Source organism: Ciceribacter lividus (assembly GCF_003337715.1).
In the GTDB taxonomy this organism is placed as follows: Bacteria; Pseudomonadota; Alphaproteobacteria; order Rhizobiales; family Rhizobiaceae; genus Allorhizobium; species Allorhizobium lividum.
This window is the reverse complement of the sequence record NZ_QPIX01000012.1, coordinates 116,855-138,780: the sequence shown is the minus strand read 5'-3', so window position 1 is coordinate 138,780 and position 21,926 is coordinate 116,855. Positions and strand designations below refer to the sequence as shown.

17 protein-coding genes are annotated in these 21,926 nt (G+C 63.8%); 13 read left to right on the top strand and 4 right to left on the bottom strand.

Translation table 11 applies throughout. The features are described 5' to 3' along the window. Nucleotides 1–145 precede the first annotated feature (145 nt). The 3 genes from DFR48_RS19135 to DFR48_RS19125 form a co-directional block, all read right to left on the bottom strand. Complete coding sequence (locus DFR48_RS19135) at nt 146–2,746, bottom strand: DNA translocase FtsK (RefSeq protein WP_114364815.1); 2,601 nt, start codon at nt 2,744–2,746, stop codon at nt 146–148. 279 nt (nt 2,747–3,025) lie between these two features. Continuing rightward, nucleotides 3,026–4,318 carry an L-rhamnose catabolism isomerase gene (rhaI, locus tag DFR48_RS19130; protein WP_114364814.1) on the bottom strand — a complete coding sequence of 431 codons (1,293 nt, stop codon included), beginning with the start codon at nt 4,316–4,318 and terminating at the stop codon, nt 3,026–3,028. Nucleotides 4,319–4,390: 72 nt separating this feature from the next. Continuing rightward, the gene (locus DFR48_RS19125; protein ID WP_114364813.1) at nt 4,391–6,487 is read right to left on the bottom strand and encodes a bifunctional rhamnulose-1-phosphate aldolase/short-chain dehydrogenase; all 2,097 of its coding nucleotides are present in this window, start codon (nt 6,485–6,487) and stop codon (nt 4,391–4,393) included. 205 nt (nt 6,488–6,692) lie between these two features. Between DFR48_RS19125 and DFR48_RS19120 the strand changes: the two genes are divergently transcribed. The 7 genes from DFR48_RS19120 to DFR48_RS19090 all read left to right on the top strand — a co-directional run bounded on the left by DFR48_RS19120 (nt 6,693) and on the right by DFR48_RS19090 (nt 14,001). Beyond that, complete coding sequence (locus DFR48_RS19120; RefSeq protein WP_114364812.1) at nt 6,693–7,505, top strand: DeoR/GlpR family DNA-binding transcription regulator; 813 nt, start codon at nt 6,693–6,695, stop codon at nt 7,503–7,505. 57 nt (nt 7,506–7,562) lie between these two features. Beyond that, nucleotides 7,563–8,558, top strand: a complete 996-nt coding sequence (gene rhaS, locus DFR48_RS19115; RefSeq protein WP_114364811.1) for a rhamnose ABC transporter substrate-binding protein — start codon at nt 7,563–7,565, stop codon at nt 8,556–8,558. A gap of 182 nt (nt 8,559–8,740) precedes the next feature. Beyond that, nucleotides 8,741–10,273, top strand: a complete 1,533-nt coding sequence (locus DFR48_RS19110) for a sugar ABC transporter ATP-binding protein (protein WP_114364810.1) — start codon at nt 8,741–8,743, stop codon at nt 10,271–10,273. An 11-nt stretch (nt 10,274–10,284) separates the two neighbouring features. After that, entirely contained in the window at nt 10,285–11,283 is a 999-nt protein-coding gene (locus tag DFR48_RS19105; protein ID WP_114364809.1) for an ABC transporter permease, read from the top strand. After that, nucleotides 11,280–12,299 carry an ABC transporter permease gene (locus DFR48_RS19100; protein ID WP_114364808.1) on the top strand — a complete coding sequence of 340 codons (1,020 nt, stop codon included), beginning with the start codon at nt 11,280–11,282 and terminating at the stop codon, nt 12,297–12,299. The genes DFR48_RS19105 and DFR48_RS19100 overlap by 4 nt, the downstream gene beginning before the upstream one ends. Continuing rightward, a complete protein-coding gene (gene rhaM, locus DFR48_RS19095; protein ID WP_114364807.1) occupies nt 12,296–12,619 on the top strand; it encodes an L-rhamnose mutarotase in 324 nt (107 codons plus the stop codon). Before DFR48_RS19100 ends, rhaM begins: the two co-directional genes overlap by 4 nt. Next, entirely contained in the window at nt 12,616–14,001 is a 1,386-nt protein-coding gene (locus DFR48_RS19090; RefSeq protein WP_114364806.1) for an FGGY-family carbohydrate kinase, read from the top strand. Before rhaM ends, DFR48_RS19090 begins: the two co-directional genes overlap by 4 nt. Here DFR48_RS19090 and DFR48_RS19085 read toward each other — a convergent pair. Further along, on the bottom strand, nt 13,942–15,006 hold the full coding sequence (locus DFR48_RS19085) for an AraC family transcriptional regulator (protein ID WP_114364805.1): 1,065 nt from the start codon (nt 15,004–15,006) through the stop codon (nt 13,942–13,944). The two genes, DFR48_RS19090 and DFR48_RS19085, sit on opposite strands and share 60 nt — an antisense overlap. Before the next feature lie 195 nt (nt 15,007–15,201). On the opposite strand from DFR48_RS19085, the gene DFR48_RS19080 reads away from it, so the two are divergent. From DFR48_RS19080 to DFR48_RS19055, 6 genes are all read left to right on the top strand, one after another. Then, nucleotides 15,202–15,969: a 3-hydroxyacyl-CoA dehydrogenase gene (locus tag DFR48_RS19080; protein WP_114364804.1), complete on the top strand. Its 768-nt coding sequence runs from the start codon at nt 15,202–15,204 to the stop codon at nt 15,967–15,969. Nucleotides 15,970–15,997: 28 nt separating this feature from the next. Next, a complete protein-coding gene (locus tag DFR48_RS19075) occupies nt 15,998–17,182 on the top strand; it encodes an acetyl-CoA C-acyltransferase (protein ID WP_114364829.1) in 1,185 nt (394 codons plus the stop codon). Between the two features lie 20 nt (nt 17,183–17,202). Beyond that, on the top strand, nt 17,203–18,330 hold the full coding sequence (locus DFR48_RS19070; protein WP_114364803.1) for an acyl-CoA dehydrogenase family protein: 1,128 nt from the start codon (nt 17,203–17,205) through the stop codon (nt 18,328–18,330). 61 nt (nt 18,331–18,391) lie between these two features. Continuing rightward, the gene (locus tag DFR48_RS19065) at nt 18,392–19,624 is read left to right on the top strand and encodes a 3-methyl-2-oxobutanoate dehydrogenase (2-methylpropanoyl-transferring) subunit alpha (protein ID WP_112690893.1); all 1,233 of its coding nucleotides are present in this window, start codon (nt 18,392–18,394) and stop codon (nt 19,622–19,624) included. Nucleotide 19,625: 1 nt separating this feature from the next. Beyond that, entirely contained in the window at nt 19,626–20,639 is a 1,014-nt protein-coding gene (locus DFR48_RS19060) for an alpha-ketoacid dehydrogenase subunit beta (protein ID WP_114364802.1), read from the top strand. Nucleotides 20,640–20,642: 3 nt separating this feature from the next. Continuing rightward, entirely contained in the window at nt 20,643–21,923 is a 1,281-nt protein-coding gene (locus DFR48_RS19055; protein WP_114364801.1) for a dihydrolipoamide acetyltransferase family protein, read from the top strand. The last annotated feature ends 3 nt before the right edge of the window (nt 21,924–21,926 follow it).

The following is a 21,926-nucleotide window of genomic DNA, read 5'->3' as shown; positions in this document are numbered from 1 at the left end:
CTCCTAAACTGCTGTCCGTCGCCATTGTCTGGAGCCGGCGCCCGGAGAAAGCTCGACGGCACGTCCGCGCTCGTCCCAAAGCGCGCATTGACATAGTACATGGGCCGGCCGTGGCCGGCGCGGCCGCTTTTCTCGACCATTCCCGTTAGACGACACCGTCCGCCCTGTCAGAGGAGTCTGCGATGATCGCGCGCTTCCCGACGTGGTTGGCTGGACCGACGAGCCCCTCCTGCTCCATGCGTTCCACGAGGGATGCCGCCCGGTTGTAGCCGACCGAGAGCTTGCGCTGGATGTAGGAGGTCGAGCATTTCTTGTCGCGCATGACGATCTTCACGGCCTTGTCGTAGAGATCGCTTGCATCCTCCTCGCCCATGGCGGAGCGGTCGAAGACGGCTTCCTCCTCTTCGGTTTCGTTCTCCTCCGCCTCTTCCGTGACCGTGCCGAGGTAGTCGGGCCGTCCTTGCGTCTTCAGGTGTGCAACCACCTTCTCCACCTCGTGGTCGGAGACGAACGGCCCGTGCACGCGCGCGATGCGACCGCCACCCATCATATGCAGCATGTCGCCCTGGCCGAGCAGATGTTCGGCCCCCTGTTCGCCGAGAATCGTGCGGCTGTCGATCTTGGAGGTCACCTGGAAAGAGATGCGTGTCGGGAAATTCGCCTTGATCGTGCCGGTAATGACATCGACCGACGGGCGCTGCGTCGCCATGATCAGGTGGATGCCCGCCGCGCGGGCCATCTGCGCCAGCCTTTGGATTGCGCCTTCGATTTCCTTGCCGGCAACCATCATGAGATCTGCCATCTCGTCGACGATGACGACGATGTACGGCATCGGGGAAAGGTCCATTTCCTCCTGCTCGTAGACCGCCTCGCCTGTCGACCGGTCGAAGCCCGTCTGGATCGTGCAGAGGATGGTCTCGCCCTTGGCGCGGGCTGCGGCGGCGCGGCCGTTGTAGCCGTCGATGTTGCGCACGCCGAGGCGCGACATCTTGCGATAGCGGTCTTCCATCTCACGCACGGCCCATTTGAGTGCCATCACCGCCTTTTTCGGATCGGTGACGACGGGGGTCAGGAGATGCGGAATGCCGTCATAGACGGAGAGTTCGAGCATCTTCGGATCGACCATGATCAGGCGGCATTCTTCCGGCTTGAGCCGGTAGAGCAGCGACAGGATCATCGTGTTGATGGCGACGGACTTGCCCGAACCGGTCGTGCCGGCAACGAGCAGGTGCGGCATCTTCGCGAGCTCGGCGATGACCGGTTCCCCGCCGATGGTCTTGCCGAGGCAGACCGGCAGCTGGAAGCGGGTCTCGGTATAGTCCCGCGATTCGATGAGTTCGCGGAAGTAGACGGTCTCACGGACAGGGTTCGGCAGTTCGATGCCGATCACGTTGCGGCCAGGCACCACGGCGACGCGGGCGGAGAGTGCCGACATCGAGCGGGCGATGTCGTCGGAAAGACCGATGACGCGTGAGGACTTGACGCCGGGTGCTGGCTCGAACTCGTAGAGCGTGACCACCGGGCCGGGGCGAACGTCGATGATCTCGCCCTTGATGCCGAAGTCCTCGAGAACACTTTCCAGGAGACCGGCGCTCTGTTCCAGCGCTTCGGGCGAGAGGATGTGTGTCTCCTGAGACTGCGGCAGTTGCAGCAGATCGATCGATGGAAAGTCGTATTCCCCTTCCAATACGCTTCGGGCACTCGCCGTGCGATCACGGATCGTGAGCTGTTCGGCGGCATTCTCCGTTGCCGACGGAGCGGCCGCTTCTTCAGGCGCCGTCGAAAATATCGGTACCGCCTCGGTAACGGTGGCAGCGCCCGCGTGGGCTTGGCTGATCCTGTGAAGGCCGACCTCCCGGTAGAGCGACGTGACCGACCGATCCTCATCTGCGGCTGGCGGTGCGAGGACCGGCATCTTCACCGCTGCCGGGGCCGTGGCGACCGGGGCCGGAATGGTGGCCGGCGCGGGAATGACAGCTGCCACGGGTGGGATAACCTGAAGCAGGAGATCGGTACTCTCCGCCTCGTCGCTTGCTTCCGTCATTGCCTCCCAGAAGACGTGATCGGAGATGAATGCCGTGAGCGGCAAGGATCGAGCGTCGGCCGGCGAGGGGACAGGTACCGCCGGAACCATCGGTTGTTCTGCCGTGTCATTTTGCGCAACCTCAAGGCGTGTGACGGCAGTCATCGTCGTCGCTTGAGTGATCGCGGCAGCGGCCGGCAGGTTCTCGCGCGTCGCTGCGGTCTCGGTGGATGTCTCCTCGGTTTGCCGGCTTCGCGCGAGTTCGCGACGGAGCCGATAGCTGAGGGCGCGTGCGCCGGCGGCATCGGGCGGCTGCGGCAGAAATTCCGGCCGCGCAATTATGCGCTCGGCGTTTTTCGTTGGCATGGATGGCGGGCTGTCCGGCGCGGCTGGAACGGCAACCGGAGGTTCAGGCACGGGACGAGGTGCGCTTGCGGTTGCCGGCGCGGCCCGCTTCGGCAGCGCCGTATCGGGTGTGCGGGTGAAGCGGACGTTCGGTCCGAGTACAAAGGCCCTCTGCCAGATCGGGGCGTCGCCGCGGCCTTCTATCTCGCTCGCGGCAATCGAATCGGTGTTGCGCGCCGTGTCGCCCGAGGCCGCCGTCTGCGGGTCCGCCGGAATCGCCGCCGGCCTGCGCGGTTCTTCGCTTCCGGCCTCCGCCCCCTTCCGTTCCTTTTCCAAGTTACTGGTAAAGCTTGAGAAATTCGAACGGCTGAAACGCATGGCTACCTGCACATCTCTCGAACGCGAACAACAGACACTGGCAATCTTACTAGAAAATAAAGGTTAACCAGGTCTTGCCGGAGCCTGTCGACGAGTGCTCTTTCCCCCGTTGCAGGATCGGCAAATTGCGAGGTGCGGCGGCCGAGCCACACCGGCTTTCGCTCGCGTCCGGCGGAAGGTGGCGGGATAACCGGATGATCATCTGATACGCATGCAAACGCGCTCCGGTGGGAGCCGGAGCGCGGCGCATCGACGTTTTGCCGTGCCGTCGGTGCGGGATCAGACGATACCGCCGGAACCGCCCTTGGTCGCCGGCCGTTCGGCTGCGACCTTGGCCCGATAGCCGCTGGCACGATACGTGGCCACGGGATCGATCGCGCCACCGTGACGGCGACGGGCTTCTGCGAGTATAGGCTCGACATCCGTGCGATAGGCACGCTTGAGCGTCTCCGATGCCATCAGCGCATCATTGTCGTTCTGGTACCCTTGCAGCGTCGCACGGTCCACAAGCAGGGCCTGAGCGTAAGCGCGACGGATTTCGTTGGCGCTCGAGATCAGGCTTTCGATCGGGTCGGTGACATTGTGGCTCTGGTCGATCATATGGGCCGGGTGGAAGCCCCTGGCACCGCGATCTTCGGCGTCGACCAGCTCGTTGAAGACGAGGAAGAGGCGGTAGGGTTCGACCGAACCGGCATCGAGGTCGTCGTCGCCGTATTTCGAATCATTGAAGTGGAAGCCGCCTAGCTTGCCGAACTGAATGAGGCGCGCAACGATCATCTCGATGTTGGTGTTCGGTGCGTGATGGCCGAGATCGACGAGGCAGAAGGCTTTCTCCCCGAGCGTCTGGGCGATCAGGTAGTTCGTCCCCCAGTCCTGCACGACCGTCGAATAGAAGGCGGGCTCATACATCTTGTGTTCGGTGAAGAGGCGCCAGTCGTCCGGCAGAGCCTTGTAGATATCGCCCATGGCGGCGAGATAGCGTTCGAACTGGCGCGTAAAGTTCGCTTGGCCGGGGAAATTCGAGCCGTCGCCGATCCACACGGTGAGCGCTTTTGATCCGATCGCCCTGCCGATTTCTATGCATTCGATGTTGTGGTCGACGGCTTGCCGGCGGGTTGCCGCATCCACGTGGCTGAGCGAGCCGAACTTGTAGGAATGTGCCTGGTCGGACGTGTCCGAGAAGGTGTTGGAGTTCATCGCGTCGAAGCCGAGACCGAGGGCGTCGCCCTTTGTCTTCAGTTCCTTCGGGTCCGCCTTGTCCCACGGGATATGCAGCGACACTGTCGGCGTGGCGCGGGTCAGTTCGTTGATGACCGAGCAGTCCTCCAGCTTGTCGAAGATGTGGCGCGGTTCGCCGGGGCCGGGGAAGCGGGCGAAGCGTGTGCCGCCGGTGCCGACGCCCCAGGAGGGAACTGCGACGAAGAAGTCCGCGACCTTTGCGGTGATCGCGTCTATGTCGATGTTGCTGCGTGCGAGTTTTTCGCCGAGCGCGGCGTAGTCGGCCCTGTGGGCGTCGGCGCGCTTTTCGTTTTCACCGGCTATGAACCCCTGCGAAATCTTCAGTTCCGTCATCTTTGTCCTCCTCCCGAAAAGAAGCCCGTCGCCGGTCTTGGGAGACACCGGCGACGGGCAGACCTCGTGATCTCAGCGCGTAAAGCTCTGGGCGTTGCCGGCGTCCACGTTGATGATATTGCCGGTCGACTTGGCAGACGAGTCGGATGCGAGGAAGTAGATGGCCTCGGCGATGTCTTCTGGAAAGACGTTGAGCTTCAGCATCGAGCGCTTGCGGTAGTGCTCCTCGAGCTCCGAGACTTCGATCTTGGAGGAAGCAGCGCGCTGCTCGCGCCATTCGCCGTTCCAGATCTTCGAACCACGCAGGACTGCATCCGGATTGACCGTGTTGACGCGGATGCCGGCGTCCGCACCTTCGAGTGCCAGGCAGCGGGCGAGGTGAATCTCGGCGGCTTTCGCCGTGCAATAGGCGGACGCGTTCGGTGAGGAGGCAAGGCCGTTCTTCGAGGCGACGAAGACGATGTTGCCGCCGATCGCCTGGCGACGGAAGAGGCGGAAGGCCTCGCGCGAGACGAGGAAGTAGCCGGTCGCCAGGATGTCGATGTTCTTGTTCCACATCGCAAGCGTCGTGTCCTCGACAGGCGCCGAAGAGGCGATGCCGGCATTGGAGACGAGAATGTCGACGCCGCCGAACTCGACACAGGCTTCGGCAAAGGTGGAGGCTACGGCCTCTTCCTTGGTCACGTCGAGCGTGACGGAGCGAACGCTGTCACCGCCGTAGCGCTTGGCGAAATCGGTCATGGTGTCGGCGAGTGCCCCAGCGTCGATGTCGGCCAGCACCACGCAGGCGCCCTCCGCCATCAGCCGTTCGGCAGTGGCGCGGCCGATGCCGCCGGCGCCGCCGGTGACGAAGGCCACCCGGCCGGCCAGCGACTTCGGTTTCGGCATGCGCTGAAGCTTGGCTTCCTCGAGCAGCCAGTATTCGATGTCGAAGGCTTCCTGTTCGGGCAGGCCCTGATACTCGGAGACGGTCGAGGCGCCCTTCATTACGTTGATGGCGTTGACGTAGAACTCGCCGGCGATGCGGGCGGTCGCCTTGTCCTTGGCAAAGGACAGCATGCCGACGCCGGGGACCAGGAAGATGACCGGGTTGGGGTCGCGCATCTTCGGCGAGTTGTCGTGCTTGCAGCTCTCATAGTAGCGCGTGTAGTCGGCGCGATAGTCTTCCAGCGCCTTGTCGAGGCCTGCGATCACCGCATCGGCATCGGGCTTCGCCGGATCGAAATCGACGATCAGCGGGCGGATCTTGGTGCGCAGGAAGTGGTCGGGGCAGGAGGTGCCGAGGCTTCCCAGCGCCTGAAGATCCCTGGAGTTGACGAATTCGAGAACGGCCGCCTGGTCATCGAAGTGGCCGAGCTTGCGCTCCGCCTTGCCGATGCGGCCGCGGATTTCCGGCATGAGTCTTGCGGCGATCGCGCGACGTTCGGCTTCCGGCAGGCTCTTTGCGACTGCGCCGCCGAAGATCGTCTTGCCTTCGGTTTCCTTCGCGAACCACTCGATCGCCTTGTTGATGATCTCGAGCGTCAGCAGGTAGCAGTCCTTGGCGTCGTTTGCCCAGGTGAACAGGCCGTGGCTTTCCAGCACCACGCCCTTGGCGGTCGGGTTGGCCTTAACGAACGCTTCGAGGTCGAGTCCGAGCTGGAAACCGGGGCGGCGCCAGGGCAGCCAGCCGATCTCGTCGCCGAAGATCTTCTGCGTCAACTCCTTCGAGTTCTTCGAGGCGGCGATCGCGATGATCGCGTCGGGATGCATGTGGTCGACATGGGTAAACGGCACGAAGCCATGCAGCGGCGTGTCGATCGAGGCGGCGCGCGGGTTGAGGTTGAAGGTGCAGTGGGGCAGGAAGCCGACCATGCGGTCCTCGTCCTCGACGCCCTTGTAGAGCGTCTTCAGCGCTTCGAGCTTGTCCATGTAGAGGGTGGAGAAACCGTCGAGCTTGATCGTCCCGACATCGCCGCCGGACCCCTTGACCCACATGACGCGAACCTTCTCGCCCGTCAGCGGATCGGTTTCCATGACCTTTGCCGAGGTGTTGCCGCCACCGTAATTGGTGATGCGCTTGTCGGCGCCCAAGAGATTGGACCGGTAGAGCAGCTTGCCGGGCTCGTCGAGCTTTGCAGCGTAAGCGTCGTCCCAACGGTTTTCGAGAAGGCGGGTTTGGCCCGTCATTGCTTCCTCCCTGTGCATGTCGATTCATGGGCGGCGCGCAAAGGCGGCCCATCTCCTTCTGGTCGACGGTATCGCGCATCCCGGTGACAGTTGTCAATCAATTTCGATCATAAACATTCATTGTGCGACGCAGCATTATCTTTTTTGATCGTTTGTGATTGACAGCATAAAAACAATCCGGATAAATCACGCTCAGGAGGAGCCCATGCACGAACGCGAACGTCATCGCATCATATTAAGCGCGATCCAGGAAAAGCCGGTTATCACCGTGCAGGATATCGCCGAGCTGACCGAGGCTTCAGAGGCCACGATCCGCCGGGATATCGCGTCGCTTCACGTGCAGGGAAAGCTCCGTCGGGTTCGTGGCGGGGCCGAGGCAGTGCATCCGCCGCAACTTGGAAATCTCGCCGCGCGACCGTTCCGCGTTTCGGAATCGGTCAATATCGACAAGAAACGCGCAATTTCGCGCGCCGCGGTCGATCTGTGTGAGGAAGGCGACTCGATCATCATCAACGGGGGCACGACGACCTTCCAGATGGTGCATTTCATGTCGGCGCGCCGCCTGCAGGTCATGACCAATTCCTTCGCCATCGCCGAGCACCTGGTGAAGCATTCCAAGTGCACAGTGTCGGTGCCGGGCGGGGCGATCTATCGCGACCAGAGCCTGATCCTGTCGCCCTTCGACAACGACGCGATCCGCAATTTCTATGCACGGCGGATATTTATCGGCGCGCAGGGCATCAGTGCGCTCGGCGTCATGGAATCCGATGCGCTCGTCATCCAGAGCGAACAGAAGCTCATGCGGCAGGCGGAGGAACTGATCGTGATGGTCGATTCGAGCAAGTTCGCGAAGCGCTCCAGCCTGATCCTGTGTTCGCTCGACAACGTCTCGACGATCATCACAGACGACAAAATTCCCGACGAGGCGGCCGCCATGGTCACCGACGCCGGCATCAAGCTCATTACGGTCAAGCCGATGGCTTCGGCCGAGAAGGAGGATACCACGTCGGTCGCATGATGTGATCCGGCCGCGTGGGGAGTTCAAAGCAGTCCATCAACCTGGGAGGAAGACCAAATGAAACTGTCCAAGACACTGCTCGCCGGTGTGGCTTTTGCCGCCATGGCAATGGCATCCGGTGCCAACGCGGCCGACATGAAGATCGCACTCGTGGTCAAGTCGCTCGGCAACGGCTTCTTCGAGGCTGCCAACAAGGGCGCCGAGGAAGCCGCCAAGGAACTCGGCGGCGTCGAGATCATCTATACCGGCCCGACGACGACCACGGCCGAAGGCCAGATCGAAGTCATCAATTCGCTGATCGCCCAGGGCGTCGACGCCATCGCGATTTCGGCCAATGATCCGGACGCCGTCGTTCCGGCGCTGAAGAAGGCCGCCCAGCGCGGCATCAAGGTCATCTCGTGGGATTCGGGCGTTGCCGCCGAAGGCCGCATCATGCACCTCAACCCGTCGTCCAACGAACTGATCGGCAAGATGTGCCTGCAGCTCGCGGCCAACCATCTCGAAGGCGGCAAGGGCGACTTCGCCATCCTCTCGGCCACCACGACCTCGACCAACCAGAACATCTGGATCGAGGAAATGAAGAAGCAGCTCAAGGACTTCCCGGGCCTCAACCTGACCACGACCGTCTACGGCGACGACCTGGCCGACAAGAGCTACCGCGAAGCCAACGGCCTTCTGTCCTCCTCGCCGAACGTCAAGGTCATCGTCGCTCCGACGACCGTCGGCGTTCTCGCCGCCTCGCAGGCCGTCAAGGACGCCGGCAAGATCGGTGAGGTCTTCGTGACCGGCCTTGGCCTGCCGTCCGAAATGGCCGGCGCTATCAAGTCGGGTGCCACCAAGGAATTCGCCATCTGGAACCCGATCGACCTCGGTTACTCGGCCACCCAGATCGCCTATCACCTGGTCAAGGGCGACACCGACGGCGCGCCGGGCTCGGAAATCGAAGCCGGCCGCATGGGCAAGATCAAGGTCGGCGACAATGGCGAAGCGGCCATGGCCGATCCCTTCGTCTACAATTCGTCGAACATCGACGAGTTCTCGAAGATCTTCTGATCTGCTGAAACTCGCTGATTGAGTGAACCAAGTCCCCCTCTGGCCTGCCGGCCATCTCCCCCACAAGGGGGGAGAAACCTTGCCGCAACAGTCTTGCCCGAATTGAGCTTCGACGTAGCGGCCGGGTTAAGCCCTCCCCCTTGTGGGGAGGGTGGGGAGGGGTTTTGAAGCAAAGCCGGACCATGACCGTTCAAGCCAGACCTCTCGATACCGCGCCATTGGCCGCCGATACGCCCATTCTCGAAATGCGCGGCATTTCGCAGATCTTTCCGGGGGTGAAGGCGCTCGATGGCGTGAACATCGCGCTCTATCCGGGCAAGGTGACGGCGCTGATCGGCGAGAACGGTGCCGGCAAGTCGACGCTGGTCAAGATCCTGACCGGGATCTACCGGCCGAACGAGGGAGAGATCCTGATCGACGGCCGGCCGATCGCCTTTGCCAATGCCCAAGACGCGATCGATGCCGGCGTCACCGCGATCCACCAGGAAACCGTGCTGTTCGACGAACTGACGGTCGGCGAGAACATCTTTCTCGGCCATGCGCCGCGCACGCGGTTCGGCCTGATCGACTGGAAGACCATCAACCAGCGCGCCCGCCAGCTGCTGGCCGAGCTGGAAAGCAGCATCGACCTGACCATCCGGCTGAAGGATTTGTCGATCGCCCAGCGCCATCTGGTCGCGATCGCCCGGGCGCTGTCGGTCGAGGCCCGCATCGTCATCATGGACGAGCCGACGGCGGCCCTGTCGCGCAAGGAGATCGACGACCTGTTCCGCATCGTCGAGGGGCTGAAGCGCCAGGGCAAGGCGATCCTGTTCATCAGCCACAAGTTCGACGAGGTCTATGAAATCGCCGAAAACTACGCCGTGTTTCGCGACGGCAAGATGGTCGGTTCCGGCGCGCTGAAAGCCACGCCGCAGGACGAGATCGTCCGGCTGATGGTCGGCCGCGACGTGCATGACGTCTTCCCCAAGGTGCCTGCCCGGATCGGCGGCACGGTGCTTGCGGTCGAGGGCTATTGCCACGACACCGAATTCCGCGGCATTTCCTTCGACCTGAAAAAGGGCGAGATCCTCGGCGTCTACGGCCTGATCGGCGCCGGGCGCTCCGAACTCTGTCAGTCGCTGTTCGGCATCACCGCGCCGGCCTCCGGCCGGCTGTCGCTCGAGGGCCGGGAGATATCGATCCGCACCCCCGCCGACGCGATCGCTGCCGGGATCGTCTACGTGCCGGAAGAGCGCGGCCGCCATGGCTTGGCGCTCGAAATGCCGATCTACCAGAACATGTCGCTGCCGTCGCTGGCGCGCACGTCCGCGCGCGGTTTCCTCAAGGTGGTCAACGAACTGTCGCTCGCCCGCAAATATGCCGAGCGGCTCGACCTGCGCGCCGCCGCACTCTCGGTGCCGGTCGGCACGCTGTCGGGCGGCAACCAGCAGAAGGTGGTGATTGGCAAATGGCTCGCCACGCAGCCGAAGGTCATCATTCTTGACGAGCCGACGAAGGGCATCGACATCGGCTCCAAGGCCGCCGTGCACGGCTTCATCTCGGAACTCGCGGGCGAGGGGCTGTCGATCATCATGATCTCGTCCGAACTGCCGGAAATCCTCGGCATGTCCGACCGCGTGCTGGTGATGCACGAAGGGCTGATGGCCGGGCTCTACGATCGCGACGGCCTGACCGCCGAGACGCTGGTGCGCGCCGCCACCGGCAACCGCTAAGGACATTCGACATGCAACGGCTTCTCAAGAACCGCGAAATCCTGCTGGCGCTGATCATCATCGTGATGATCGCCGGTTTCTCGACGCGGGCGTCGAATTTCGCCACGCCGGGCAACCTGGCGACGATCTTCAACGACACCTCGATCCTGATCATCCTGGCGCTCGGCCAGATGACCGTCATCCTGACCAAGTCGATCGATCTTTCGGTCGCCGCCAACCTTGCCTTTACCGGCATGGCGGTTGCCATGCTGGATGCCGCCTATCCCGGCCTGCCGCTGGCGCTGCTGATCGTGATCGCGATCGGCATCGGCGCGGCACTCGGCGCGATCAACGGCTTTCTCGTCTGGCTCTTGCAGATCCCGCCGATCGTAGTCACGCTCGGCACGCTCACCATCTATCGCGGCATGGCCTTCGTGCTCTCGGGCGGCAGCTGGGTCAACGCGCACCAGATGACGCCGGACTTCCTCGGCCTGCCGCGCATCAGCGTGCTGGGCATGCCGATCCTGTCCTGGGCGGCGATCGCCATCGTCTTCCTCATCTGGTTCGTGCTCACCCGCACGCCGTTCGGCCGCTCTACCTATGCGGCGGGCGGCAATCCGACGGCGGCGGTCTATGCCGGCATCGATGTCGGCCGGGCCCGCTTCCTCGCCTTCGTGCTGTCGGGCGCGCTCGCCGGTCTGTCGGGCTATCTCTGGGTGTCGCGCTATGCGGTGGCCTATGTCGATATCGCCGCCGGCTTCGAACTCGACAGCGTGGCTGCCAATGTCATCGGCGGCGTATCGATCGCCGGCGGCATCGGCTCGGTGATCGGCACCGTGCTCGGCGCGCTGTTCCTTGGCGTGATCAAGAACGCCTTGCCGGTCATCGGCATCTCGCCTTTCGCCCAGATGGCGATCTCCGGCGTCGTCATCGTGCTCGCCGTCGTCTTCAACGCCCGGGCCGAGGCCAAGAAGGGCCGCATCATCCTGCGCGACCGCGCAGCCAAGGACAGCCAGGAGGTGACCGCATGAGCACCGCGACTTCCGAAACCACGACCACCCGGCGGCAGATCCCCGACCGGCTGGGCACGCCGTTCAAGCGGCTGCTGGCGAGTTGGGAAGTGCTTCTGTTCGGCGTGGCGGTGGTGATCTTCATCGCCAACTCGCTGGCCTCGCCCTATTTCCTCGACGCCTGGAACCTGTCGGACGCCACCTTCAACTTCACCGAAAAGGCGATGATCGCCTTTGCCATGGCGCTCCTGATCATCGCCGGCGAGATCGATCTCTCGGTCGCCGCGATCATTGCGCTCGCCTCCACCGCCATGGGCTATGCCGCGCAGATGGGCATCGGCGCGCCGGGGCTGGTGGTGATCGGCATCGGCACCTGTCTCGCCTGCGGCGCCTTCAACGGCATCCTGGTGGCCGGGCTGAGACTGCCGTCGATCGTCGTGACCATCGGCACGATGAGCCTGTTTCGCGGCATTTCCTACATCGTGCTCGGCGACCAGGCCTATGGCAAATACCCGGCCGACTTCGCCTTCTTCGGCCAGGGCTACGTCTTCTGGGTGTTCTCCTTCGAGTTCGTGCTCTTCCTCGTCATGGCCGGGCTGTTCGCCGTGCTGCTGCACGCCACGAATTTCGGCCGGCAGGTCTATGTGATCGGCAACAATCCGCTGGCCGCGCGCTTCTCCGGCATTCCGGTCGAGCGAGTGAAGTTCATCCTCTTCCTGCTGACCGGCCTGATGAGCGGCATTGCCGCCGTCTGCCTCACCTCGCGGCTCGGCTCGACACGGCCGTCGATCGCGCAGGGCTGGGAACTTGAGGTGGTGACAATGGTGGTGCTCGGCGGGGTGTCGATCCTCGGCGGTGCCGGCACGATCGCCGGCGTGGTGATCGCCGCCTTCGTCATGGGTCTCGTCACTTTCGGCCTCGGCCTGCTCAACGTGCCCGGCATCGTCATGTCGATCTTCATCGGCCTGCTCTTGATCGTCACAATCGCGCTGCCGATCATCGGCCGACGCATCCGCAATGCGAGGGCGGCACGATGAGCGAACTCGAAAGACACGCCTTCAAGATGAAACTCCATCCCGGCATGGAGGCGGAATACAAGAAGCGCCATGACGAGATCTGGCCGGACCTGGTCGACCTGCTGCACGAGGCGGGCGTTCGCGACTACACGATCCATCTCGACCGCGAGACCAACATCCTGTTCGGCGTTCTCAGCCGCCCGAAGGACCACACGATGGCGAGCCTGCCGGAGCATCCGGTGATGAGGCGCTGGTGGGCGCATATGGCCGACATCATGGAAAGCAATCCCGACAATTCGCCCGTCGCCGTCGATCTGGTCAACGTCTTCTACCTGCCATGAACGCGTCTCGTCCACGGCGCGTCGCCGTCATCGACATCGGCAAGACCAATGCCAAGGTGGTGGTCCTCGACGGAGAGACCGGTGCCGAGATCGCGATCCGCAGGACTGCGAACGGCGTGGTTGCCGGTCCTCCCTATCCCCACTACGACGTCGAGGCCCTGTGGTCGTTCATCCTGTCCGCTCTCGCTTCATTCGCCGAGGCGCCCGGCTACGATGCGATCTCGATCACCACGCATGGGGCGAGCGCCGCGCTCCTCGACGCTGACGGGCGGCTCGCCATGCCGGTTCTCGATTACGAACACGGCTATCCGGCCGACGTCGTTTCGGACTACGCCGCCTTGCGGCCTGCCTTTCCCGAGACCTGTTCGCCGGCGCTTCCGGTCGGCCTCAATCTCGGAGCCCAACTTCACTATCAGAAGACTGTCTTTTCCGAAGCGTTTGCGCGGGTCCGGACGATCCTCACCTATCCGCAATACTGGGCCTTCCGCCTGACGGGTGTCGCTGCGAACGAGGTAACCTCGCTCGGCTGTCACACCGACCTCTGGAATCCGGGGCAGGGCGTTTATTCGTCTCTCGTCGACAGGCTCGAGATAAGGACGTTGATGGCGCCGGTCCGGTCGGCATTCGACGTGCTTGGCCCGGTGCTGCCGGAGGTCCGCCGAGTGATCGGCCTTAATGCGGCCGTTCCGGTCTATTGCGGTATCCACGATTCCAATGCGTCGCTGCTGCCACATCTCATCGGAAGGCAGCCGCCTTTCTCGGTGGTGTCGACGGGCACCTGGGTCATCTGCTTCGCGGCGGGGAGTGACCCAGCGGGGCTCGATCCGATGCGTGACACGCTTTCGAATGTCGATACCTTCGCGCGGCCCGTGCCATCGGCCCGCTTCATGGGCGGTCGCGAATTCGAGATCCTCACGCAAGGCGTGGTTGAACCGTCACCGGAAGCGATGGAGTCGGCCGCCCGTGCGGTGATTGGCAAGGGCGTGATGGTCCTGCCCAATGCCGTGGACGGATCAGGACCTTTCCCGGACCGCAAGGGACAGTGGATCGGTGAGCCTGCGTCGGAGGCCGAGCGGGTTGCCGCCGTCTCGCTCTATGTGGCGATGATGACGGTCACATGTCTCGACCTCGTGAAGGCGGCGGGCCCGATCATCGTAGAAGGGCCGATGAGCCGGAACAGCGTCTTCCTCGCCGCGATGGCGTCGATGACCGGGCGCGACGTGACGGTCGACACGGACGCGGGAACGAGTGGTACGGCACTCGGAGCTGCGCTGCTCGCCGGGGTCAGGCCACAGGCGCGACACCCGACCGTCATTTCGCCGTCACTCGATGTCGGCTCCTATCTCGGTCATTGGCGAGCGGCGCTGGTGTCCGATGTCTAGCACGCGCGCCGCCGCAGCTTCACGGCGGAAGACGCCGGGGCTCCTGGAGGTCCACTTGCGGAAGGCACGGTGAAAGGCGCTCGGCTCGGAAAAGCCGAGCTGGGCGGCGATCTCTCCGACGCTGTCTCGACTCGTCAGCAGCAGTTCCATGGCCCGCTCCCGCCTGATCTCATCCTTTATGCCGGCAAAGCTCCGTCCCTCGGCCTGCAGACGGTGGCGCAGGGTCGATGGCGACATGCGCATCTGCGCCGCAATATCCTCGAAACTGCCCCAGCTCGACGGTGGGGTCTGCCCCAGCCGGCGCCGGACGCCCGCCGCCAGGCCCGCGTCGTACCGGTAGCGCACCAGGATGTTGGCGGGCGCCCCTCGGAGGAACTGCTTCAACGCCTGTTCCGTCCGCGCGATCGGCAGACGGAGCAGTTGTCGGTCGAAGGAGAGCCGGCTGACCGGCTGCCCGAAACGGACCGGAGCGCCGAAGAACAACCGGTAGTCCGCACCCTGCTGCGGCTCGGCGCAGCGGAAATCGACCCTGCGGATCGGAACGCGCCGGCCGACCAGCCAGCAAGCGATGCCGTGCAGCAGAATCCAGTAGGTGCGGTAGGCAAAGGCCGAGCGTGGCCCCATCTTGTCCTCGAGCACGATCTCCGCGAGGCCCTCGCTGATCTCGAGTCGGCCGGAGGGATCCTCCAGGATCACGTTCAGGAAGCGCAGTGCCCGCCGCAGGGCGTGTTCCAGCGTCGGCGCGTGCAGCACGCAATGGCAGAGAAGCGTGAAACTGCCGTTGCGCATCGGCCGGGCACCCATGCCGAAGAACTCGTCGTCGACTTCGGCCGCGACGGCAAGCCAGAGCGCGCCGTAGATCTCGGCCGAGACCGGAGCGTCGACCACGGGCGGCAGTCCCACCGACGCCAGAACCGGTGCGGTCGGCTTGCCGTGCCGACGCAGGCAATCGAGCGCTTCCTCGATGAAGGAAGGCGAAATCATCCGTCTGTTCGGCTCGGCCATTCGCTTCTCCTGATATGGCAAAACTGTCCAAAAAATCTGGCCGCTTTGGTCATCGCTTGCAATATACTGTCCGCATAGAGTCCGGCAACAAGGATCGGCGGAGGAGCCGGTTCGCGTGCGGAATGCTGCGAAGGAGGACGGGATGGCGTATCGAACGATCACGATCGCACGTTCTACGAAAGCGGGAATTTTCCCGTGCTGATCGAAGGCAAGGTCTTCGTCGTGACTGGCGGTGCTTCGGGCCTCGGTCTTGCCGTGGTGCACTCGCTCACCGCCGCCGGAGCGCGGGCAGTCATTGCTGACGTCAATGCCGAGGTCGGTGAGAAGGTCACCGCGGAATTCGGAAACAGCGTCCGCTTCGTGCGAACCGACGTCACGTCGGAGGACGACGCGGCGGCCGCCGTTCGAGCCGCAACGGAGGCCTTCGGACACCTCCACGGCCTGGTGAACTGCGCCGGCATCGCCCCCGGCGAGAAGGTGATCGGTCGCGACGGTCCGCATCGGCTGGATGTCTTCACGCGGGCAATCAGCATCAATCTCGTCGGCACATTCAACATGATCCGTCTTGCGGCCGCCGCAATCTCCAGGGAGGAGCCGGACGAAGACGGCGAGCGCGGTGTGATCGTCAACACCGCATCGGTCGCCGCTTTCGAAGGGCAAATCGGCCAGGCCGCGTATTCCGCTTCGAAGGGCGGCGTCGTCGGAATGACCCTGCCGATCGCCCGCGAGCTTGCGCGTTACGGCATCCGCGTCGTTTCGATCGCGCCCGGCATCTTCGAGACGCCGATGATGGCGGGCATGCCGCAAGAGGTTCAGGATTCACTCGGCAAGAGCGTACCTTTTCCGTCCCGCCTCGGCCATCCGGAGGAATATGCCGGTCTTGTCCGCCACATCTGCGAGAACAGGATGCTCAACGGAACGGTGATCCGTCTCGACGGAGCTTTGCGCATGGGTGCGCGTTGAAGGAGCAGTGATGCAGGAGATGCAGGGAATGCCTCAGGACCCGGTTGTCATCGTCGGTGCGGCACGCACGGCCATGGGCGGCTTTCAGGGTGTGCTGTCGCGCGCGACGGCTCCGGATCTCGGCGCGGCCGCGATCCGCGCGGCGCTTGCCCGATCCGGCGTCGGTGCCGATGAAATCGATGAAGTGGTATTCGGCTGCGTTCTCGCCGCTGGTCTGGGGCAGGCGCCGGCCCGTCAGGCGTCGATCGGGGCGGGGCTTCCCGTCTCGACGGGCGCAACGACCGTCAACAAGATGTGCGGCTCCGGCATGAAGGCCACAATGCTTGCCCATGACCTCCTGCTCGCCGGCAGCGCCACGGTCGCGGTGGCCGGCGGCATGGAAAGCATGACCAATGCGCCGTATCTGCTCGATCGCGCCCGTGGCGGCTATCGGCTGGGGCATGGCCGCGTCATCGATCACATGTTCCTCGATGGTCTTGAGGATGCCTATGACAAGGGCCGGCTGATGGGCACGTTCGCGGAAGACTGCGCGGAGGCCTATGGCTTTACCCGCGACGCCCAGGACGCTTATGCCGTCGCATCGCTGACGCGAGCGCAAAAGGCGATCGCTGGCGGGGATTTCGAGGCAGAGATCACGCCGGTGACGATCGGCAGCGGCAAGACGGACGTTACCGTGAGCATCGACGAGCAGCCGGGAAAAGCGAGACTCGACAAGATACCGACGTTGCGTCCCGCCTTCCGCGAAGGAGGGACGGTGACGGCGGCGAATTCCAGCTCGATTTCGGACGGTGCCGCGGCGCTCGTCTTGATGCGTCGTTCACAGGCCGAGCGGGAGGGCCGGACGCCGCTCGCGACGATCGTCGGCCATGCTACCCATTCACAGGCGCCGCATCTCTTTCCGACGGCCCCCGTCGATGCGTTGCGGAAGCTTGGCGTCCGCACCGGCTGGGATCTCAAGGATGTCGACCTCTTCGAGATCAACGAGGCTTTCGCGGTGGTTCCCATGGCGGCGATGCATGAACTCGGCCTGCCTCATGACAAGGTGAACGTCCATGGCGGAGCCTGTGCGCTCGGGCATCCGATCGGTGCGTCGGGAGCACGCATTATCGTGACCCTGCTCGCCGCGCTGGAGCGCTATGACCTGCGGCGCGGTATGGCCGCTGTCTGCATCGGCGGCGGCGAAGCGACCGCGATCGCCGTGCAGCGGCACTGAGGGGGCTGGGAGGGGCCGGAATGATACTGACCGAGGAACAGCAACAGATCCGCGACATGGCGCGCGATTTCGCCCGCGAAAGGCTGGCGCCGGGCGCGGCCCAGCGCGATGTCGACCATGCCTTCCCAAAGCAGGAGCTGAAGGAAATGGGGGAGCTCGGTTTCCTCGGCATGCTGGTGCCCGAGACCTACGGCGGATCGGATACGGGCGTCGTCGCCTATGCCGCAGCACTCGAGGAAATTGCGGCCGGCGACGGACCATGCTCCACGATTATGAGCGTGCACAGTTCCGTGGGCTGCGTGCCCATTCTCAAATTCGGCACCGAAGCACAGAAGGAACGCTTCCTGCCGAAACTCGCCTCCGGCGAATGGATCGGCGGTTTCGCACTCACCGAGCCGCAGGCTGGCTCGGACGCTTCGAATCTTCGCACCCGTGCTCGCCGCGACGGCGATCACTACGTACTGAACGGTGCAAAACAGTTCATCACCTCGGGCAAGAACGGGCAGGTCGTCATCGTCTTCGCGGTGACCGATCCGGAACTCGGAAAGAAGGGAATTTCCGCCTTCATCGTCCCGACCGACACGCCGGGCTATGAAGTAGTCCGTGTCGAGAACAAGCTTGGACTTCATTCCTCCGATACCTGTCAGATCGCCTTCAACGATATGCGGGTGCCGGCAGAATTCCGGCTCGGGGAGGAGGGAGAAGGATACCGGATCGCGCTTGCCAATCTCGAAGGCGGGCGCATCGGGATCGCGGCCCAGTCGGTCGGCATGGCGCGTGCGGCCTTCGAGGCGGCGCGGGACTATGCGCGGGAAAGGACTGCTTTCGGGCAGCCGATCATCGAGCATCAGGCCGTTTCCTTCCGGCTTGCCGACATGGCGACGAAGATTGCGGCGGCGCGCCAGCTGACCCTGCACGCTGCACTCCTGAAGGAGCGGGGCGAGCCGTGCCTCACAGAGGCCTCAATGGCAAAGCTATTCGCCTCGGAAATGGCGGAAAAAATTTGCTCCGATGCGATCCAGATCCATGGCGGTTACGGCTACATGTCCGATTATCCGGTCGAACGCATCTACCGCGATGTCCGGATCTGCCAGATCTATGAGGGAACGAGCGATGTGCAGCGCATCGTGATTGCACGCGGTCTATAATGTTTCCGGCTCTACCTTCCCGGAGGACGGATGGTGTCGAGCCGACAAGGAGGAGAAAGGCATGAACGAGACGGTTCGTCTTAGCCTGCATGTACCCGAGCCGGAGGTCCGGCCCGGCGACCAGCCCGATTTCTCGAACGTCAAGATCCCGAAGGCGGGCTCGGTTCCGCGGCCGGAAGTCGATGTCGCACCGGAGACGATCCGCGACCTCGCCTTTTCCATCATCCGGGTGCTCAACCGGGAAGGAGAGGCGGTCGGTCCCTGGGCGGGTCTGCTGTCGGATGAGGAACTGCTCGCCGGCCTCAAGGACATGATGCGCCTCAGAGCGTTCGACGCTCGCATGCTTATGGCGCAGCGCCAGGGCAAAACCTCGTTCTATATGCAGCATCTCGGGGAGGAGGCGGTGAGCTGCGCCTTCCGCAAGGCGCTGGCGAAGGGCGACATGAATTTTCCGACCTATCGCCAGGCGGGACTGCTGATCGCCGACGGCTACCCGATGGTCGACATGATGAACCAGATCTTCTCGAACGAGAAGGATCCACTGCGCGGCCGCCAGCTGCCGATCATGTATTCCTCTAAAGAGCACGGCTTCTTCACGGTGTCCGGCAATCTCGCCACGCAGTTCGTCCAGGCGGTCGGCTGGGCCATGGCGTCGGCCATCAAGAACGATACGCGGATTGCGGCGGCCTGGATCGGTGACGGTTCGACGGCGGAGTCCGATTTCCATTCGGCGCTGGTCTTCGCCTCCACCTACAAGGCGCCGGTTATCCTCAACATCGTCAACAACCAGTGGGCGATCTCGACGTTCCAGGGCATCGCCCGTGGTGGCGCCGGGACCTTCGCAGCCCGCGGCCTCGGTTTCGGCATCCCGTCGCTCCGCGTCGACGGCAATGACTACCTCGCGGTCCATGCGGTCGCCCGCTGGGCGGCCGAGCGGGCCCGCCGCAATCTCGGACCCACGCTCATTGAATACGTCACCTATCGTGTCGGTGCCCATTCGACTTCGGACGACCCGAGTGCCTACCGGCCCAAGGCGGAGTCGGAGGCCTGGCCGCTCGGCGACCCGGTCCTGCGCCTGAAGAAGCACCTGATCACCCGTGGCTGCTGGTCGGTCGAGCGACATGCGCAGGCCGAATCCGAAATCATGGACGAGGTGATCCAGGCACAGAAGGAGGCGGAAAGCCACGGCACGCTCCACGCCGGTGGCAAACCTTCGGTGCGCGACATCTTCGAAGGAGTTTACGCGGAAATGCCGACGCACATCCGTCGTCAGCGGCAGAAGGCGGGTTACTGATATGCCCAGAATGACCATGATTGAAGCCGTTCGCAGCGCCATGGACGTCTCGATGGGGCGCGATGACAACGTCGTCGTCTTCGGCGAGGATGTCGGCTATTTTGGCGGCGTCTTCCGTTGTACCCAGGGGCTGCAGGCGAAATACGGCAAGACCCGCTGCTTCGACACGCCGATCAGCGAATCGGGCATTCTCGGAACGGCGATCGGCATGGCGGCATACGGACTAAAGCCCTGCATCGAGATCCAGTTCGCCGATTACATGTACCCGGCCTACGACCAGATTACGCAGGAGGCCGCCCGTATCCGGTATCGCTCGAACGGCGACTTCACCTGCCCGATCGTGGTGCGGATGCCGACCGGTGGCGGTATTTTCGGTGGCCAGACTCACAGCCAGAGCCCCGAGGCGCTCTTCACCCATGTCTGCGGACTGAAGGTGGTGGTGCCGTCCAATCCGTTCGACGCCAAGGGTTTGCTGATCGCGGCCATTGAAGATCCGGATCCGGTGATCTTTCTGGAGCCTAAGCGGCTCTACAACGGCCCCTTCGACGGCCATCACGAGCGACCGGTGACGCCCTGGTCCAAACACGAGCTCGGCGAAGTGCCGGAGGGGCATTATGCGATCCCGATCGGCAAGGCCGAGGTGCGCAGACCGGGTTCGGCGGCCACCGTTCTCGCTTACGGGACGATGGTTCACGTCGCCCTTGCCGCGGTGGAGGAGACGGGTGTCGATGCCGAAGTCATCGATTTGCGCAGTCTGCTCCCGCTCGACCTCGATACCATCGTACAATCGGTGAACAAGACAGGTCGCTGTGTAATCGTTCACGAAGCGACGCTGACCTCCGGTTTCGGTGCCGAAGTTGCGGCTCTGGTTCAGGAGCATTGTTTCTACCATCTCGAAGCGCCGGTGGTGCGTGTCGCCGGCTGGGATACGCCTTATCCGCATGCGCAGGAATGGGATTACTTCCCCGGTCCGGCCCGAGTCGGGCGCGCGCTCATCGAAGTGATGGAGGGCTGATCCATGGGTGAATTCACCATCAAGATGCCGGATGTCGGCGAAGGTGTCGCCGAGGCAGAGCTGGTCGAATGGCACGTGAAGCCTGGCGATCCGGTGCGCGAAGATATGGTGCTTGCCGCTGTGATGACCGACAAGGCGACCGTCGAGATCCCGTCGCCGGTCGCCGGCGTGGTGATCTGGGTCGGCGCCGAGATCGGCGACACGGTTTCGGTCAAGGCGCCGCTGCTCAGGATAGAGGTGCCCGGTTACGACGACGGGTCCTCCTCAGGAGAGAATGAGGGCGATTCTCCTGCTGCCGAGAATGCAAGCGCAACACCAACCGCCGCGGTTTCGCCGGCGGTCGAGGCGAGGGGAGCGCCAAGCACCTCCGGTACCGCTCCCGCGTCGCGTCCGTCTCCGCTGCCAGAATCGCAGAAGCCACTCGCCTCTCCTGCCGTGCGGTTGCGGGCGCGGGAGAGCGGGGTAGACCTGCGTCAGGTCGTCGGCACAGGCCCGGCCGGTCGGATCACGCACGAGGATATCGAGCTCTTTCTGGCTTCCGGCGCACCGCAACCGGCAGCGTCGCACGGCCCGGTCCGCAACACCCATGTCGAGGAGGTGAAGCTTACCGGCATGCGTCGGCGGATCGCCGAACGGATGACGCTTTCGGCCTCGCGAATCCCCCACATCAGCTACGTCGAGGAGGTCGACATGACCGACCTCGAGGAACTGCGCACGACGATGAACAGGGATCGCAAGCCGGACCATCCGAAGCTTACGATCCTGCCGTTCCTGATGCGCGCCATGGTGAAGGCGATCGCCCGCCAGCCGGAGGTCAACGCGACCTTCGACGACAACGCCGGCATCATCTCCCGGTTCGGCGCGGTACATATCGGGGTCGCCACGCAAACGTCGACGGGGCTGACGGTGCCAGTCGTTCGTCACGCCGAGGCTCGCAGCATTTGGGATTGTGCCACCGAACTCACCCGGCTCGCCGAGGCGGCCCGTTCGGGCACGGCGCTTCGCGAAGAGTTGACCGGCTCGACGATTACGATCACATCCCTCGGAGCGCTCGGCGGTATCGCCACGACACCGATCATCAATCATCCGGAAGTCGCGATTATCGGCGTCAACAAGATGGTGGTGCGGCCCGTCTGGGACGGCAACCAGTTCGTGCCGCGCAAGATGATGAACCTCTCGTCGAGCTTCGACCACCGGATCATCGACGGCTGGGACGCCGCAACCTTTGTGCAGCGGATCAAGACGCTGCTCGAAACGCCTGCCCTCATCTTCATCGAGGACTGACAG